Annotated in this window: 17 protein-coding genes and 1 riboswitch; of the genes, 5 read left to right on the top strand and 12 right to left on the bottom strand. The window is 44.9% G+C overall.

Annotated features, from left to right (window positions below; genetic code table 11):
* Positions 1-6: 6 nt before the first annotated feature.
* Both moaB and moaA read right to left on the bottom strand, forming a co-directional pair.
* The gene (moaB, locus tag FKQ60_RS06290) at positions 7-519 is read right to left on the bottom strand and encodes a molybdenum cofactor biosynthesis protein B (RefSeq protein ID WP_004394877.1); all 513 of its coding nucleotides are present in this window, start codon (positions 517-519) and stop codon (positions 7-9) included.
* A 40-nt stretch (positions 520-559) separates the two neighbouring features.
* Complete coding sequence (moaA, locus tag FKQ60_RS06285) at positions 560-1,549, bottom strand: GTP 3',8-cyclase MoaA (RefSeq protein WP_004394876.1); 990 nt, start codon at positions 1,547-1,549, stop codon at positions 560-562.
* Positions 1,538-1,691, bottom strand: a riboswitch (molybdenum cofactor riboswitch). (Overlaps the previous gene by 12 nt.)
* Before the next feature lie 182 nt (positions 1,692-1,873).
* Here moaA and FKQ60_RS06280 point away from each other — a divergent pair.
* Complete coding sequence (locus FKQ60_RS06280) at positions 1,874-2,764, top strand: YvcK family protein (RefSeq protein WP_004394875.1); 891 nt, start codon at positions 1,874-1,876, stop codon at positions 2,762-2,764.
* 111 nt (positions 2,765-2,875) lie between these two features.
* Here the strand turns inward: FKQ60_RS06280 and FKQ60_RS06275 are convergent, their stop codons facing one another.
* Together FKQ60_RS06275 and FKQ60_RS06270 are read right to left on the bottom strand one after the other, a co-directional pair.
* Positions 2,876-3,847, bottom strand: coding sequence for a lytic murein transglycosylase (locus FKQ60_RS06275; RefSeq protein WP_040904182.1), 972 nt, complete (start codon positions 3,845-3,847; stop codon positions 2,876-2,878).
* 20 nt (positions 3,848-3,867) lie between these two features.
* Positions 3,868-4,158, bottom strand: a complete 291-nt coding sequence (locus tag FKQ60_RS06270; protein ID WP_040904181.1) for a YcgL domain-containing protein — start codon at positions 4,156-4,158, stop codon at positions 3,868-3,870.
* Between the two features lie 299 nt (positions 4,159-4,457).
* On the opposite strand from FKQ60_RS06270, the gene minC reads away from it, so the two are divergent.
* The 3 genes from minC to minE are packed head-to-tail and all read left to right on the top strand — an operon-like array spanning position 4,458 to position 6,224.
* Positions 4,458-5,120 (top strand): septum site-determining protein MinC, encoded by a 663-nt coding sequence (minC, locus tag FKQ60_RS06265; RefSeq protein ID WP_154170582.1) that lies wholly within the window; start codon positions 4,458-4,460, stop codon positions 5,118-5,120.
* 21 nt (positions 5,121-5,141) lie between these two features.
* Positions 5,142-5,954: a septum site-determining protein MinD gene (gene minD, locus FKQ60_RS06260; RefSeq protein WP_004394872.1), complete on the top strand. Its 813-nt coding sequence runs from the start codon at positions 5,142-5,144 to the stop codon at positions 5,952-5,954.
* 6 nt (positions 5,955-5,960) lie between these two features.
* Positions 5,961-6,224 (top strand): cell division topological specificity factor MinE, encoded by a 264-nt coding sequence (gene minE / locus FKQ60_RS06255; protein ID WP_004394871.1) that lies wholly within the window; start codon positions 5,961-5,963, stop codon positions 6,222-6,224.
* A gap of 100 nt (positions 6,225-6,324) precedes the next feature.
* Here minE and rnd read toward each other — a convergent pair whose 3' ends face one another.
* From rnd to FKQ60_RS06215, 8 genes are all read right to left on the bottom strand, one after another.
* Positions 6,325-7,443 (bottom strand): ribonuclease D, encoded by a 1,119-nt coding sequence (gene rnd / locus FKQ60_RS06250; RefSeq protein WP_154170580.1) that lies wholly within the window; start codon positions 7,441-7,443, stop codon positions 6,325-6,327.
* A 97-nt stretch (positions 7,444-7,540) separates the two neighbouring features.
* A complete protein-coding gene (gene fadD / locus FKQ60_RS06245) occupies positions 7,541-9,238 on the bottom strand; it encodes a long-chain-fatty-acid--CoA ligase FadD (RefSeq protein WP_154170578.1) in 1,698 nt (565 codons plus the stop codon).
* A gap of 110 nt (positions 9,239-9,348) precedes the next feature.
* Positions 9,349-10,206 carry an alpha/beta hydrolase gene (locus FKQ60_RS06240; RefSeq protein ID WP_170904339.1) on the bottom strand — a complete coding sequence of 286 codons (858 nt, stop codon included), beginning with the start codon at positions 10,204-10,206 and terminating at the stop codon, positions 9,349-9,351.
* On the bottom strand, positions 10,206-10,763 hold the full coding sequence (locus FKQ60_RS06235) for a Slp family lipoprotein (RefSeq protein ID WP_158144845.1): 558 nt from the start codon (positions 10,761-10,763) through the stop codon (positions 10,206-10,208). Before FKQ60_RS06235 ends, FKQ60_RS06240 begins: the two co-directional genes overlap by 1 nt.
* A 14-nt stretch (positions 10,764-10,777) precedes the next feature.
* Positions 10,778-11,086, bottom strand: coding sequence for a chromosome partitioning protein ParA (locus FKQ60_RS06230; protein WP_170904338.1), 309 nt, complete (start codon positions 11,084-11,086; stop codon positions 10,778-10,780).
* A 90-nt stretch (positions 11,087-11,176) separates the two neighbouring features.
* Entirely contained in the window at positions 11,177-11,887 is a 711-nt protein-coding gene (tsaB, locus tag FKQ60_RS06225) for a tRNA (adenosine(37)-N6)-threonylcarbamoyltransferase complex dimerization subunit type 1 TsaB (RefSeq protein ID WP_170904337.1), read from the bottom strand.
* An 8-nt stretch (positions 11,888-11,895) separates the two neighbouring features.
* On the bottom strand, positions 11,896-13,824 hold the full coding sequence (locus FKQ60_RS06220; protein ID WP_170906195.1) for an ATP-dependent DNA helicase: 1,929 nt from the start codon (positions 13,822-13,824) through the stop codon (positions 11,896-11,898).
* A 103-nt stretch (positions 13,825-13,927) separates the two neighbouring features.
* Positions 13,928-14,131 (bottom strand): hypothetical protein, encoded by a 204-nt coding sequence (locus FKQ60_RS06215; protein ID WP_004394863.1) that lies wholly within the window; start codon positions 14,129-14,131, stop codon positions 13,928-13,930.
* Positions 14,132-14,316: 185 nt separating this feature from the next.
* Here FKQ60_RS06215 and purU point away from each other — a divergent pair, with 185 nt between their 5' ends.
* Entirely contained in the window at positions 14,317-15,150 is an 834-nt protein-coding gene (gene purU / locus FKQ60_RS06210; RefSeq protein WP_170906194.1) for a formyltetrahydrofolate deformylase, read from the top strand.
* Positions 15,151-15,165: the final 15 nt, after the last annotated feature.

Raw genomic sequence — 15,165 nt, 5'->3', positions numbered from 1 at the left:
TTTCTGTTACCCAGCGAGATGAGGCATAAAGTTACATGGACGATGGCTCGCATCTAATTGCTGCTGGATAATTTTCGTCCATCCCGTACGGCAAGCCCCCGTCGAACCCGGCATAGCGAATATCACCGTGTGATTGGCAAATCCCGCTAAAGCTCGTGACTGAATCGTTGAAGTACCAATCTCTTCATACGACACCATTCTAAACAGCTCACCAAAGCCCTCGACCTCTTTATCAAAAAGTGGTTTCAATGCTTCAGGAGTACTATCGCGAGCGGTAAAGCCGGTGCCACCAGTAATCAAGATGGCTTGAATCGCCTCATCAGCAATCCACTGTGACACGATGGCACGAATTTTATATTTATCATCGATCACAATTTGCTTATCGGCCAATAGATGTCCCGCGGCTTGCAATTGCTCAGCTAAATAGCCACCAGAGGTATCGTTTTCTTGCGTACGTGTATCGGATACCGTTAGTACCGCAATGTTAGCGGGTTGAAATTTACTTTCTGCATGACCCATGTCATCACCTTATCTTTTTTCATTATCTGTCCCCAAAGGTCTAGCCACCAATGGATGCCAAATGGGGAGTTATACCTGTATTACCGTCATGTAAAAAATGACTAACAGACTTATGTTGTAACTGGGTTTGAATACGTTCAATTAATGCTGATTGCTGGCTATCTTCTTGTAATAGATCACGTAATGAGAGACCTTGCTCACCAAACAGACAAAGATGTAGCTTACCTAACGCAGAGATGCGTAACCGATTACAACTGTGGCAAAAGTCTTTCTCGTAAGGCATGATTAACCCTACTTCGCCTTGATAATCAGGATGCCAATAAACTTGAGCCGGCCCATCATGGTGTGATCGTGCTTTTAGTAACCAGCCATCGGCTATCAGTTGATTGCGCAGGGCGACACCAGAAAGGTGATGGCGAGCAAATAAATCATCCATCTCCCCTGTCTGCATCAGTTCAATAAAACGCAGTTGGATCGGTCGATGTTTAATCCACGCCAAAAATTGAGGCATGGTGTGCGCATTAAGATCCTTCATCAATACGACATTAACTTTCACTTGCGCAAAACCAGCCTCAAAAGCTCGCTCGATTCCCTGCATGACTTGATAAAAACGATTTTCACCGGTGATCTGCTGAAACATCCTCGGGTCTAAACTATCGACACTCACATTAATATCGGTCAATCCCGCCTGCTTCCAAGCCATGACATGATCAGCCATCCGGTAACCATTGGTGGTGGTGGCAACTTTCTCTATCCCAGGCTGCCCAGCGACCGTCTGAATAATGTCGGTGAAATCTTTGCGTAAACTCGGCTCACCGCCAGTAATTCTCACTTTAGAAGTTCCACAACACGCAAACGCTTTCACCACGCGTTGAATCTCAGGCAGAGTTAGAAAAGCAGAATTTTTGGTTCCCGAGGGTCGGTACCCCCCTGGTAAACAGTAGGTACACTTAAAATTGCAGACATCAGTCACAGACAGACGTAAATAGTAAAATTTACGCTGATATTTATCTTCGAATGGTTGCGCCACGGAACACCTTTCCAAATACGGGAGGCAAAAAAGTTTCCCACTTTGCCCTTGTGGATCAATGCCACTGGCTTAAATGACTTATCTTCAAAAACGTTGCGCTTAAGAAAACTTAGTGCAGATAAGCTCGGAGTTATGGCAACAATAAGCGTACGCTCGACGCTTATCGGTTGCAGCGAACGGATAAAATACTTAAATATTGTGTGTGTTTCCAGCTTCTACTGAAAAAAAACCGTTTTGATGCATAAATTACCACAAAATGAGTACCATCCGCTTGAGCATTACTCTAAATTGTAGGCCATCAAAGAACAACTCGAAATATAAAACATGTCACTCTATGATGATAAAAAAGTGGTTGCGATTGGCGGCGGCCACGGATTAGGCAGAATACTCGCTGCATTAAAAGTCTTTGGTTCTAATGCGACAGGCATTGTTACTACTACTGATAATGGTGGTTCTACTGGGCGTATTCGCCACTGCCAAGGGGGTATCGCTTGGGGAGATACGCGCAACTGCATTAATCAGTTAATCACAGAGCCATCCATAAGTTCGATGATGTTTGAGTACCGTTTCAAAGGCGCTGGTGAACTGAACGGGCATAATCTTGGCAATTTAATGTTAACCGCCTTAGACCACCTCTCGGTACGCCCGCTAGAAGCGATTAACTTGATCCGTAACATGCTCAAAGTCGATGTCAATATTGTACCAATGTCAGAGCATCCAGCTGACTTAACCGCCCTATCGGTAGAGGGGAAATGGGTCACAGGGGAAACCAGTGTTGATGAAATGGCCCAAGATCTACTGAGGCTGGATCTTGATCCAGAAGTCCCCGCCACTAAGGAAGGCGTCCATGCTATCTCTCAAGCAGATGCGATTATTCTCGGTCCGGGCAGCTTTCTCACCAGCATTATGCCACCGCTATTATTACCTGAAATCGGCCAAGCGATCGCAGAGAATACCCGCGCCAAATTGATTTTTGTTGAGAACCTTTCCCCAGAATATGGCCCTGCGGGGCGCATGAGTTTGCAGCAGAAACTAGAATGGTGTGAACGTGCTTGTAGCGCTCGCCATATTGACGTAGTGATTGGTGCCATTGAGCATCCAGAACTCAACCATCAATGGAATTGTGTCACTCGCGATCTCGCTTCTCCCAATCGTGATTGGCGGCATGATCGCGTCAAGTTACGCAACGCAATTGAAGAACAATTGATCAGCTGAAAGCGATAATCCACTTTCATCAATTTCATCAATCACCAAGGTACGAGAATAAAAAAGGGCTGTCACAAAACAGCCCTTATCGAAGAAACTAACCACTTTGGTCACTCATGGTTAAAATTTGATTCTATCGGCTAAATGACTGACCGCTACCGCAAAGTAGTGCGAGCGGTTCCATTTCATCAGCACATTATAATTGTTATAAACCAAGTAAATCCGCCCACTTTCATCATCTGGCATAATAAGCCAAGCTTTGATGTCCTCTTTCAACTGTGGTAGCGGTTGACCATCATAACGAGTGATACCAAGCTCACTCCACTCGCGTAGTAACTTGCCTTTTTCAGCCTGACGGCCTTCCAAAGCTTTATCAAAATTAGCCGGAATTTTTACCTGACGCCCCCAAGTATAACGATCATCCCAACCGGATTTACTTAGATAATTAGCCGTTGACGCGAAAACATCCGCCTTGGTGCCCCAAATATCTTTTTTACCGTCACCATCACCGTCTGCGGCAAACGCTAAAAAGGAGCTAGGCATAAACTGACATTGTCCCATCGCCCCTGCCCATGAGCCTTTCATTTCATCAACCGTAATATGCCCTTGTTGCAAAATTTGTAACGCAGCCATGGTTTCCTTACGGAAAAACTCTTCACGCCGACCATCATAAGCCATCGTTGATAAAGCATCGATAACTGGAAAGTTGCCAGTAAAGCTACCGAAGTTACTTTCCACGCCCCAAAGCGCAACGATAAAACGCGGCTGAACACCATACTGCTTACCAATACGCTGTAGCTCATCATAGTGTTTTTCATACAATGCTTGAGCTTGTTTGACTTTCCAGTCCGGTACCGCACGAGGGATGTATTCATCTAAAGTTAAGCGTCTTTCCGGTTGATTACGATCTGCGGTGACCGCTCGAGGACGATACTCCACATTAGCAAACGCTTCTGCCAATATTTGCTCAGAAATGCCTTCTTGACGCGCCTGTTGCTTTAACCCTTCAAGATATTGCTCAAAACTCACCGTATTGGCCAGCAAAGGAGCCGATAGCGTTAACCCTAAAATAACTGACAGTAATTTTCTCAAGATGCCCTCCTCAAGCGATCCTAATCAGCAGTAGCTTGTCTACTTTGTGCTTTCTGCTGTTTATGTATATCCAATAAATTTTCTGTTGGCGGGGGAAGCTGTAAAAAGAATCCCGTTACTTGCAACGCTGTTTTTACCTTATCCACATCCACTCGAGCTAGCTGACGATTGGTCAAGTTGACTAACATGACAAAGATAGGTTTACCAAAGGTCTCGAGCAAAGTGTCAGGAACTTGTGAAAAGTCATCTCTTTTCGGAAGATACAGATAAGTTCCTTCTTTTTTCGAACTTTTATAAATAGAACAAAGCATGCCAACCCTTTTGTATTGTGTTATCTGCGTTATGTGCAGCCAGAGAGAGTATACACCCAAATGACTTGGATATATTTTGAATAACCACAGTGAAAATTGCGAGTAAATCACGCATTTGACCGCAAGATAACTTGCTGTCACTGAGCGCTGAATATAACATGACAGCCATCGTCTTCGACAACGCTAATTATTCTATACCCAAGTAACCTCAAAATAAGTATGTTCCTCTTTTTCGAGTGTTGTGAGCTGATTTGGGTATATAACCAGCGTTACCAACGTTTATTGAGGTCAACGTTATCATGTCTCATACACCTGACCTAAAAGGCAGCAGCTTCACTTTGTCTGTATTGCACCTTGCAGATCATCATGTTGCCAATGCGATCGATTTTCTCAAACAAAAAGCCGATCAAGCCCCCGCTTTTTTTGCTAATGCACCAATTGTACTTAATATTAATAAAGTCGGCGGTGAACTGGATTTTCATGCTCTGAAACAGGGCATTCGTGAAGCGGGTTTTGTCCCGGTTGGCATTACTGGCTGTAAAGATAAACGTTGTCAACGTCAAGCATTCGAAGCTGGCTTTGCCGTCATGACAGCAAGCAATACGCCAGCGAACGCTCCGGCAGCGATGGCCCCTACAAAAGTGATTCATACGCCAGTGCGCTCTGGCCAGCAAGTTTATGCCAAAGATGGCGACTTAGTGATTCTTAGTCATGTCAGTCCGGGCGCAGAAGTCATCGCCGATGGTTCAATCCATATTCATGGTACGTTACGTGGGCGAGCCATTGCTGGAGCGAGTGGCCAAAGAGAAGCAAAAATAATTTGTAATGATTTACAAGCTGAGCTGGTGTCTATTGCAGGAAACTACTGGCTAAGCGATCAAATTGACAGTCAGTTTTGGCAAAATAAAGTGATGCTAAGCTTAAACGATGAATCACTGCATTTTGAAAAATTGACAATTTAGATTCGAAAGGAAATTAATTAAATGGCACGCATTATTGTTGTAACGTCAGGAAAAGGCGGAGTGGGTAAAACCACCTCCAGCGCAGCCATTGCCTCAGGGCTGGCGTTGAAAGGTAAAAAAACCGCGGTGATTGATTTTGACATCGGGTTACGTAATCTCGACTTAATTATGGGTTGTGAACGACGGGTAGTGTATGACTTTGTCAACGTCCTCAATGGGGAAGCGACTCTGAATCAAGCGCTAATCAAAGATAAACGTAATGAAAACTTATTTATTTTACCGGCTTCACAAACGCGAGATAAAGATGCCCTGACCAAAGAAGGGGTACAGCGTATTCTCAATGAACTGAACGAGATGGAGTTTGAATTTATTATTTGTGACTCTCCAGCGGGCATTGAGCAAGGGGCGCTAATGGCACTCTATTATGCGGATGAAGCGATTGTCACCACCAACCCTGAAGTCTCTTCTGTGCGTGACTCAGACCGTATCCTCGGTATTTTAGATTCAAAATCGCTACGTGCCGAACAAGGCCTTCCGCCAGTTAAACAGCATTTACTGTTAACTCGTTATAATCCAACACGGGTTAACCAAGGCGAGATGCTCAGTGTTGAAGACGTTGAAGAAATTTTGCATATTCCGCTGCTGGGGGTTATCCCTGAGAGCCAAGCCGTATTGAACGCCTCAAACAAAGGCGTCCCAGTGATTTTTGATGAACAATCAGATGCCGGCCAAGCCTACGATGATACCGTCGAAAGACTGCTTGGCCAGCAAGTAGAGTTTCGTTTTCTTACTGAGCCGAAAAAAGGCATCTTTAAACGACTTTTTGGAGGCTAAATTAGTATGTCTTTACTTGAGTTTTTCCGCCCACAGAAAAAAAATTCGGCCAGTTTGGCTAAAGAGCGCTTACAAATTATTGTTGCCGAGCGCCGCAGCCAAAGCGATCCTGCGCCAACCTATTTACCACAACTTAAAGAAGACATTCTGAAAGTGATTGCTAAATACGTTGCGATTGATCCATCCATGGTTGAGCTCTCTTTTGAACATAAAGATGACGACATTTCTGTCTTGGAGTTAAACGTAAAACTCCCGGATGAAGAGAAGTAAGCCAGCGCACCAATACTGACGCAGCTTTATAGACAGGTCATCCCAACAGAGCAAAGGTTGGGATGACTACTGTCGACTGCCACTTAGTGGCCGATAAATGTTATCCGATCAGCTTATTGAGTCGCTCACCGAGTAAAGGTAAACGCCAATTTTGCATTAAGTCTGGCAGGTGATCCGGTTCACGTTGCTGGTTCCAAACCCAGCTCACTAACTGATTTAACTGTTTTTTTGATGCCAAAAACTCACTGGCTAAACCCGAGGTTTGCGATACCACTTTGACTTCATCTTTGAGTTTTTTGAATAGCTGCTTATAGCCAGGGTAATCCATTAACGGCACGATCGCCGCAGGGTAATTCTCTACAGGCGTCTGTTTAGCTTGTTTAACGATCGTTGCTATCGCATCACTGTGACGACGAATCACATGTGGATCGATCCCCTCTTCTTCCATTCGCTTTGGCGAACTCAGCGCTAAACGGGCAATAGTCAGTAAATCATGTTCACGGATCACAAAATTCAAAGCTAAATCACGTTTAACCGCCTGTTGATAACGCCAAGTGGCAAGCGGTTTTAAAATGGCTAACTCTTTAGGCTTTAATTGCCAAGCACCTTTGATCTCAAGGTAAGCGAATTGTGCATCAAAAACTCGAGTTCGTTTTTCAACTTGCAGTTGTGACTCTTGTAAAACCGCATCCCACCAGCCAGCTTGCGTGACTTTATCGAGTAGCTGTTCATACATCGGCAGTAAATAAAAAACATCCGCGGCGGCATACTCTAGTTGTTTTTCAGACAAAGGCCGAGCAAGCCAATCGGTGCGAGACTCGCTTTTATCTAGCTCAACATTGAGTAAATCATTCGCCAAAGCAGCAAAGCCGGTTGATAAGCCATAACCAATAAAGGCCGCCATCAATTGAGTATCCACCATCGGAAATGGCACACAACCCAAACTGTTGTGGAACACTTCCAGATCTTCTCCGCAGGCATGCAACACTTTTAAAACGGAAACATCTTGCAGCAGCTCAATAAATGGCGTCATATCCTCCATCGCCAACGGATCGATCAGCGACAGCGTCTCCCCATCAAATAATTGGATTAAGCCTAATTGCGGAAAGAAAGTCCGAGTACGGACGAATTCAGTGTCGAGCATGACAACGTCTGCTTGACGGGCAAGTGCACACACTCGCTGTAATTCATGCTGTTGATTAATGATTGTATAATTCACAAATGGCTCACTCTACCTGTGTTGATTTGGGGGCGCTAAGATAAAAAAATGCCGACGAGAATGGTCGGCATTGTAACATTAAAACGCTATTGCGCACTTAAGCACATTTCGACTTTTCTGCCAATTGCGCATCGTTTTCTTCGCGTAGTACGCGACGTAAAATCTTACCGACGTTAGTCTTAGGCAGCTCTTCTCTGAACTCAATCAGTTTAGGAATTTTATAACCCGTCAAGTGCTTACGACAGTGAGTAATAATTTCTTCTTTCGTTAAACTTGGGTCGCGTTTAACCACATAAATTTTAACGACTTCACCAGACACTTCATGGGCTTGACCAATCGCCGCCACTTCTAGCACTTTGCCATGCAGTGCAACAACATCTTCTATTTCATTCGGATAGACGTTAAATCCAGACACAAGAATCATGTCTTTTTTACGGTCAACGATGTAGATCATGCCCTCTTCATCAAAGCGCACAATATCCCCTGTCGACAACCAGCCATCTTCATTAATCACTTCTTTGGTGGCTTCAGGTCGCTGCCAATAGCCATGCATCACCTGTGGGCCACGCACTTGAAGTTCGCCGGTTTGATCATTGGCAACGACGTTCCCTTCATCATCAACCATACGAACTTCAGTCGAAGGCACGGGTAAACCAATCGCGCCAGAGTAATCGGACAAGTCATAAGGGTTACCAGTGACCAAAGGTGAACATTCCGTTAAACCATAACCTTCGAGTAAATGGATACCGGTGATCTTTTTCCATTTTTCAGCCACTGCGCGTTGTACGGCCATACCACCGCCAACCGACAATTGGAGATGACTAAAATCCAGTTCATGAAAATCTTCATTATTGACCAACGCATTAAACAGCGTGTTGACACCAGTAATCGCCGTGAATGGGTATTTTTGTAGCTCTTTGATAAAGCCGGGGATATCACGTGGGTTGGTGATCAGTAGATTACGCCCTCCCATTTCGATAAACAGTAGACAGTTTACCGTGAGTGCAAACACGTGATAAAGCGGCAATGCCGTTACCACTAACTCACGTCCTTCACGTAAAACCGGACCATATGCGCCCTTGGCTTGCAATACGTTAGCGACCATGTTGCGATGAGTCAAAATCGCGCCTTTCGCTACCCCCGTTGTCCCACCGGTATACTGTAGAAACGCAATGTCTTCACCGGACATAAAAGGCTTAACGTATTGTAAACGACGGCCCTTATGCAGCGCTTTACGCATTGATATGGCTCCCGGTAAATCATATTTAGGAACCATACCTTTGACATACTTGACCACAAAATCAACCAAGGTCCCTTTGGCGCGAGGTAACATTTGCCCAAGACTGGTCAAGATGACATGCTTAACTTGAGTGTTCGCGACTATTTGCTCTAGCGTATTCGCAAAATTGGAGACAATCACGATCGCACGAGCATCGGCATCATTTAATTGATGCTCTAATTCACGCGGGGTATATAACGGGTTGACATTAACCGCGATCATCCCCGCTCGTAATACGCCAAATAAAGCCACGGGATATTGCAATAGATTTGGCATCATCAGCGCTACTCTATCGCCCTTTTTAAGCTTTAGCTCATTTTGTAAATAAGCGGCAAATGCTCGACTGCGCTCTTCCAACTTACGAAAAGTCATTACCGACCCCATATTCATGAATGCGGGTTGGTCAGCGTATTTATGGACAGATTGTTCGAACATTTCGACCAATGATAAATATTGATCGGGATTAATCGTTTCTGGTACGTCAGTGGGATAACGTGAGAGCCAAGGTTTATCCACAGTAATACTCCTCGTAATAGGCTGGCATAATCAAGATTATCTTTGTTATAAAAATGATCACTATTACAGCACAGCCAGAGCGCTTGAGCACGAAAGACTCAAACACTTGTTTAAATTTTGTTAACTAAGCCAAGAATTAGTTCTGCGACCTGTAAAGGTTGTTGAAGATGACAATGATGTCCACCAGCAATGATCGATGATTGACCATTCTGCCCAATATAATGAGTCAGATCCGTTTGCAATGAAGCAAATCCTTGATCTCCTAAAATAACATGATGTGGACAGATAATATTGTTCATCACCGCTTGAGCGTGTTGCGGAGTTTGCCGATACAATGAATCGCACAATAACTTATTATCATGACGCCACTGCCACTGAGTGCCCACGTGATGAAGACCTCGTCTCACCACTGGTTCAATCAATTCAGCAGGCAGTTGATTCACCCGAGCACGATGCTCAATCGCTTCCTCGACGCTATAGTAATAGCGGGTGGGCTTGCGCCTCACTCGTTGCCGACTCAACACCCCTTGACGTAATCGTTGGACACTATCCACCGGATCTTCCGCTAAGGGTAAAAAACCTTCAATTTGCACTAATCCTGCGACTTGTTCAGGAAAGGCGGCACTATAGCAACTTGCGATTAAAGCACCAAGCGAATGCCCTACTAGCACCAGTCTGTTTGGCGAAAGATTGTGCAACACTTGATAAACATCATCGATATAATCATGAAAGGAGTAATAATTCGCCGCAGGTTTATGGCTTGACAAACCATGCCCAGGCAAATCAATGGCACAAAAATGCCCTTCAGGAGCAAGCTGCTGGAGAAATGAAATAACACGAATAAAGCTGGCGGCATTGTCTAACCAGCCATGTAAAAAAAGCACACTGTAGTCAGATTGCCGTACGTCACCTACCGTTAACCCAGCAATTTCACCATGAGCAATAGTAAAAGTTTCGCTGCGGAGCATCACTTCACTTCTTGGATCACTCGGCCACTACGCGGAAAGTCCTCAACGTGACGGCAATAGAAACTCCGACATGGGAAGACATAAGGCGTAATGTCATCAATAACGACGCGCTCTTCCACTCGCCATAAATGAGAGCCTCGTACCTTCATCACTGGAAACGTATACTCAAACTCACCTACGGTGCCCGTTTCTGGTTGAGCTGTGGTGCCAATAAAAGTCACTAGTCGACCTTGACCATAAGCAATCGGGTCGACAAAACCATCAATATAGCCAATAAAACGACCTTGAGGCTCATCCGTTAATAGAGGCTTACCAGCCTTATCTATCGGTAAATTGACCACTTCAATACGAGTTCTATCGACCAAATTTGTTACCTGAGCGATAACACCGCCTAAACGTACCTCATTAACGGTATCGCTGGGTTGAGCCAGCCACTGATGATAATCGGTGATCAGCGCATCGTTATCAGTCGCTAGCGTAGGGGGGAGTGACGAACACGCCGTCAATAAGCTAAGTAAAGTACAAGCAGGTAAGAATAACCAACGGTTGGATAACATAGAAAGCCCCTTAATTAGATATACAGATCGACACCGAGCATTTGTGTAAGTTCCTCTTTCTTAGCATGATTCATAATATCTAAATATTCTTCCATTGCCTTACGCGCTCGTCCTTCGGGTAAATCATAATGCAGTTGCGCGCGGTGAAGATCAGCAGAATCTATCTGGCGTATTGAATGAGCAACCGCCTCGGCGACTTTGCTGGTTGAAGCCCCCGAAGATGAAGAATGAGAGACTTGGTTTTTCTTCGCTTTTGACGCCCGTTGAGTATTGGTAATTCGTCCTGGCGGCAAGCCATTGATTGAACCATTAATTGCGACCATAATGCTCCTTATCTACCTTCACGGGCAGGAGAAGCAACGCGTCTTCTCCTTGAGTCATCGAATTGACGTTATTCTAATAAAGAATAGTGGTTATTCTCTTCCTGGTAGCTTTTTCCATGCCACCGTATCCCTTAAATAACACGGTGTGGCTTGCTCTACAGGCACATGCTGACCTTTTTTCCATGCCTGTTGTGCCAATACCACCATATCTTGCGCTTGAGGATACAACACCTCGCTTTGTGCTGTACGCAATGGCAAAGTCGCGAGGGTTTCGGCATAAGCTTGCCAACCGGTTCCTGCCATCGTCCAGCAATGTTCATCCTCAGATCGAGCAGCCATGTGTTCTAATAATAGGGACGGAGCAATGACACACTCAGCGTCAAGCTCAGACCAACTGCCGTCAGCTTGGCGGACAAAACGCCCCCAATAGACCTCACTCATTCGCGCATCAATCGCACAAGCAACGTGAGTGGCTCCCTGCTCTCGATACGCAGCCTGAGCCATCGCAGCTAAGGTCGAAATACCAATCATCGGCAAATCAGCACCAAAAGCTAAGCCTTGTGCAATTCCGATGCCAATCCGCACTCCGGTGAAACTCCCTGGGCCACGACCAAACGCCAGTGCATCTAACTCGTGCAATGTGATGCCCGCTTCTTTAAGTACTTCATCGACCATCGGCAGAATTTTTTTGGTGTGATCTCGAGGTGCCACTTCACTGCGTGAGTAAAGTTTATCTCCGACCATCAAAGCAACCGAGCACGCCTCGGTTGCGGTATCTAAAGCAAGAATGGTTGCACTCATGAATGTCTCTAATTAGTGTCTGTTACAGAAAGAGATAGCAGAAAGTCTTTTACCACCGCCAAATCACGTGTTCGTGGTATCGGAGGCAAACTGGCTAAAAATACGCCGCCATAATCACGGGTAACTAAACGATTATCACAGATAATCAATACGCCTTTGTCTTTCTGATCTCGAATGAGTCGTCCTACTCCCTGTTTAAGAGTAATGACAGCATCAGGTAATTGGACCTGAGCAAAAGGATCGCCACCGCGCAAACGACAATCCTCGATACGCGCTTTTAACAGCGGATCATCCGGGGAAGTAAACGGTAGTTTATCAATAATAACACAGCTTAGGGTATCGCCTCTAACATCAATCCCCTCCCAAAAAGCTCCTGTTGCGACTAAAAGCGCATTACCAAGTTCCATAAATTGTGCGAGGGTTTTCTGTTTACTGGTTTCCCCTTGTAACAGTACCGGAAGGCTCAAATGCTCACGAAATCGCTCACCCAACTCGCGCATCATAGTATGGGAGGTACACAAAAAAAAGCAGCGTCCTTGGTTTTGTTCAATCACCGGGGCGAGCATTTCGACCAACGTATCCGCTAACCCTGCGCTATTGGGTTCTGGCAAGTAACGCGGCACGCACAGTTTCGCTTGCTGCTGATAATCAAAAGGACTAGGTAAGGAAAATTGCTCACTGGGTTTTAGCCCTAAACGATGGGTGAAGTGTGCAAAATCTTCATTTACGGCTAACGTTGCCGAAGTAAAAATCCACGCACCGGATTTAAGATTAATTTGCTCTTGAAACTTATCAGCGATCGATAATGGCGTAATGTGTAAACTAAAATGCCGCGGCGTGGTATCAAACCAATAGGAGTATCCAGTAATAGAAACATCACAGACCCGAACAATACGTGCTTTTAAGGTATTCGCGCGCTCAAAAGCGGTATCAAGCAACTGACTTCGACCAAGGGCAAGCTTTAACACGTCGATAGCAAAAGTTAAACTCTCTTGCAATCGCTCCACTTGCTGAGCAATGCTAGCCACCGACAGCGCCTCTCGCCAGTTGCCACGAAAACCAGAGTCCCCTAATAATACGCGCAAATCCATCGCCGTTTGCTGGAGTTTATCGCCAACTTTTTGCAATTGGCGCATATCCTTCGCTTCGGTGCGATAACCAATTTCAATATCTTTGGCTAAATCTTGAATCTGTCGGCTTGAAACCGATTGACCAAAATATTGGCTTGCAATATCAGGTAACTGGTGCGCCTCGTCAAAAATAAACACCTCGGCGTCAGGGATAAGCTCACCAAATCCGGTCTCTTTGATGGCAAGATCCGCTAAGAAAAGATGGTGGTTAACGACCACGATATCCGCTTCCATTGCTTTACGCCGCGCTTTTGAGACAAAGCAATCTTGATAACTTAAACACTCTTTGCCTAAGCAGTTATCGTTGGTCGAAGTAATGGTCGGGATGATCATGCTATCTTCCGCCAACTCATCACACTCACCGAGATCGCCGCTTTTGGTCGATGATGACCAACTGCGTACTTTAACTAATTGGGTTAATAACGTTGGATCGCTTTGCGCGTGATGGCTTTCAACCATTTGTCGGCTCAACCTATCCAAGCAAAGGTAGTTAGCGCGCCCTTTCAGAAGCGCCACTTGGCCATAAAAGCCCAAAGCCTCGACCATTAAAGGTAAATCTCGATGAAATAGTTGCTCTTGTAAGTTTTTCGAGCCCGTACTGATGATGACCTTTTTGCCACTCAATAACGCAGGAACTAAATACGCAAAGGTTTTACCGGTTCCCGTGCCCGCTTCAACCACTAATTGTGATTGATTCTCGATCGCTTTAGCAACAGCTAACGCCATATCAACTTGAGCTTGACGCCCTTGAAAACCAGGAATGGCTTTGCCCAAAGCCCCATGTTGAGAAAAGGTTTTAGCGATCATGACAGCAATAATGACGATGAGGAATGCAGCGATTATGGCAGGTTTGTTGCGACAGCGCGAATCGAAATCCGCTTCGCGCTGATCGTGTCACTAGAAAAACGTTTTATTTGCGATTGAGATAACGGGCTAACCAAGGAGGAGCGTCGTAACCATTACTGGCTGTCGGCATCATGGCTTTTGCGGCATCCACAGGGGAAGCTTTACTTTCCCACATCGCGTCCAATAACGCTTCATCAATTGGATTTTCACCCATCAGAGCATGCACACGCTCTACGTATAATTTACGTGCAAGTAGTTCTTTGTCCATACACACCACCTTAAATGGTACTCAGCAAAAGACTGAAAGAGGAAGCCGTTAGTGTCTAGCCGTGATAGTTGTTGAATCCTTATTGATAATAGATTAATTATAGTCGCTACAGTGTGGTCTGCATCACCGTTCTTGCAGCCTTGATTTATTTTACAGACCGAGAAAAATACTCACGGAAGTTATCAATGGAAAAAAAAACCCTCCTGACGCATTGCAGTGATGCCCCAGGATTGATCTCAAAAATCACTAATATTTGTTATAAACATCAACTTAACATCATTCATAACAATGAATTTGTCGATAATACCAGCGGTCATTTTTTTATGCGCACCGAGTTAGAAGGGTATTTTAATGACACCACATTTCTCGCTGATCTTGATCAAGCTCTACCGTCTGGTACCAAACGCAAACTGATGGGTTCCGCTCGTAAACGAATCATTATTATGGTGACTAAAGAAGCACATTGTCTTGGCGATATTTTAATGAAGACTTACGATGGTAGCTTAGAAGTAGACATCGCGGCTGTGGTCGGCAATTACGATACTCTACAAGGCCTAACTGAAAAATTTGATATTCCTTATCATTATGTCTCTCATGAAGGACTTAATCGTCAAGAACATGAACAGAAAATTCTCGAAGTGATTGAACCTTATCACGTCGATTTTGTTGTGTTAGCTAAATATATGCGGGTACTCACGCCCGGTTTTGTCGAAAAATTTCATCATAAAATCATCAATATCCACCATAGTTTTTTACCGGCTTTCATCGGCGCAAAACCTTATCAACAAGCTTACGAGCGTGGGGTTAAAATCATTGGTGCAACCGCGCACTTTGTCACCAACGATCTTGATGAAGGACCCATCATTAAACAAGATGTGACTCCGGTTGATCATACCTTCAGTGCGCAAGACATGGCCCAAGCGGGACGTGATGTGGAGAAAAATGTGCTCAGCAAAGCTATCAACAAAGTGATTAATGATCACGTGTTTGTTTATGGCAATAAAACCGTCATTTTATAATCCACCAGCCTAAGT

The organism is Vibrio sp. A11 (genome assembly GCF_013048705.1).
Taxonomy (GTDB): Bacteria; Pseudomonadota; Gammaproteobacteria; order Enterobacterales; family Vibrionaceae; genus Vibrio; species Vibrio metschnikovii.
The sequence above is the reverse complement of the archived record's forward strand: the minus strand, read 5'-3'. Positions and strand labels throughout refer to the sequence as shown.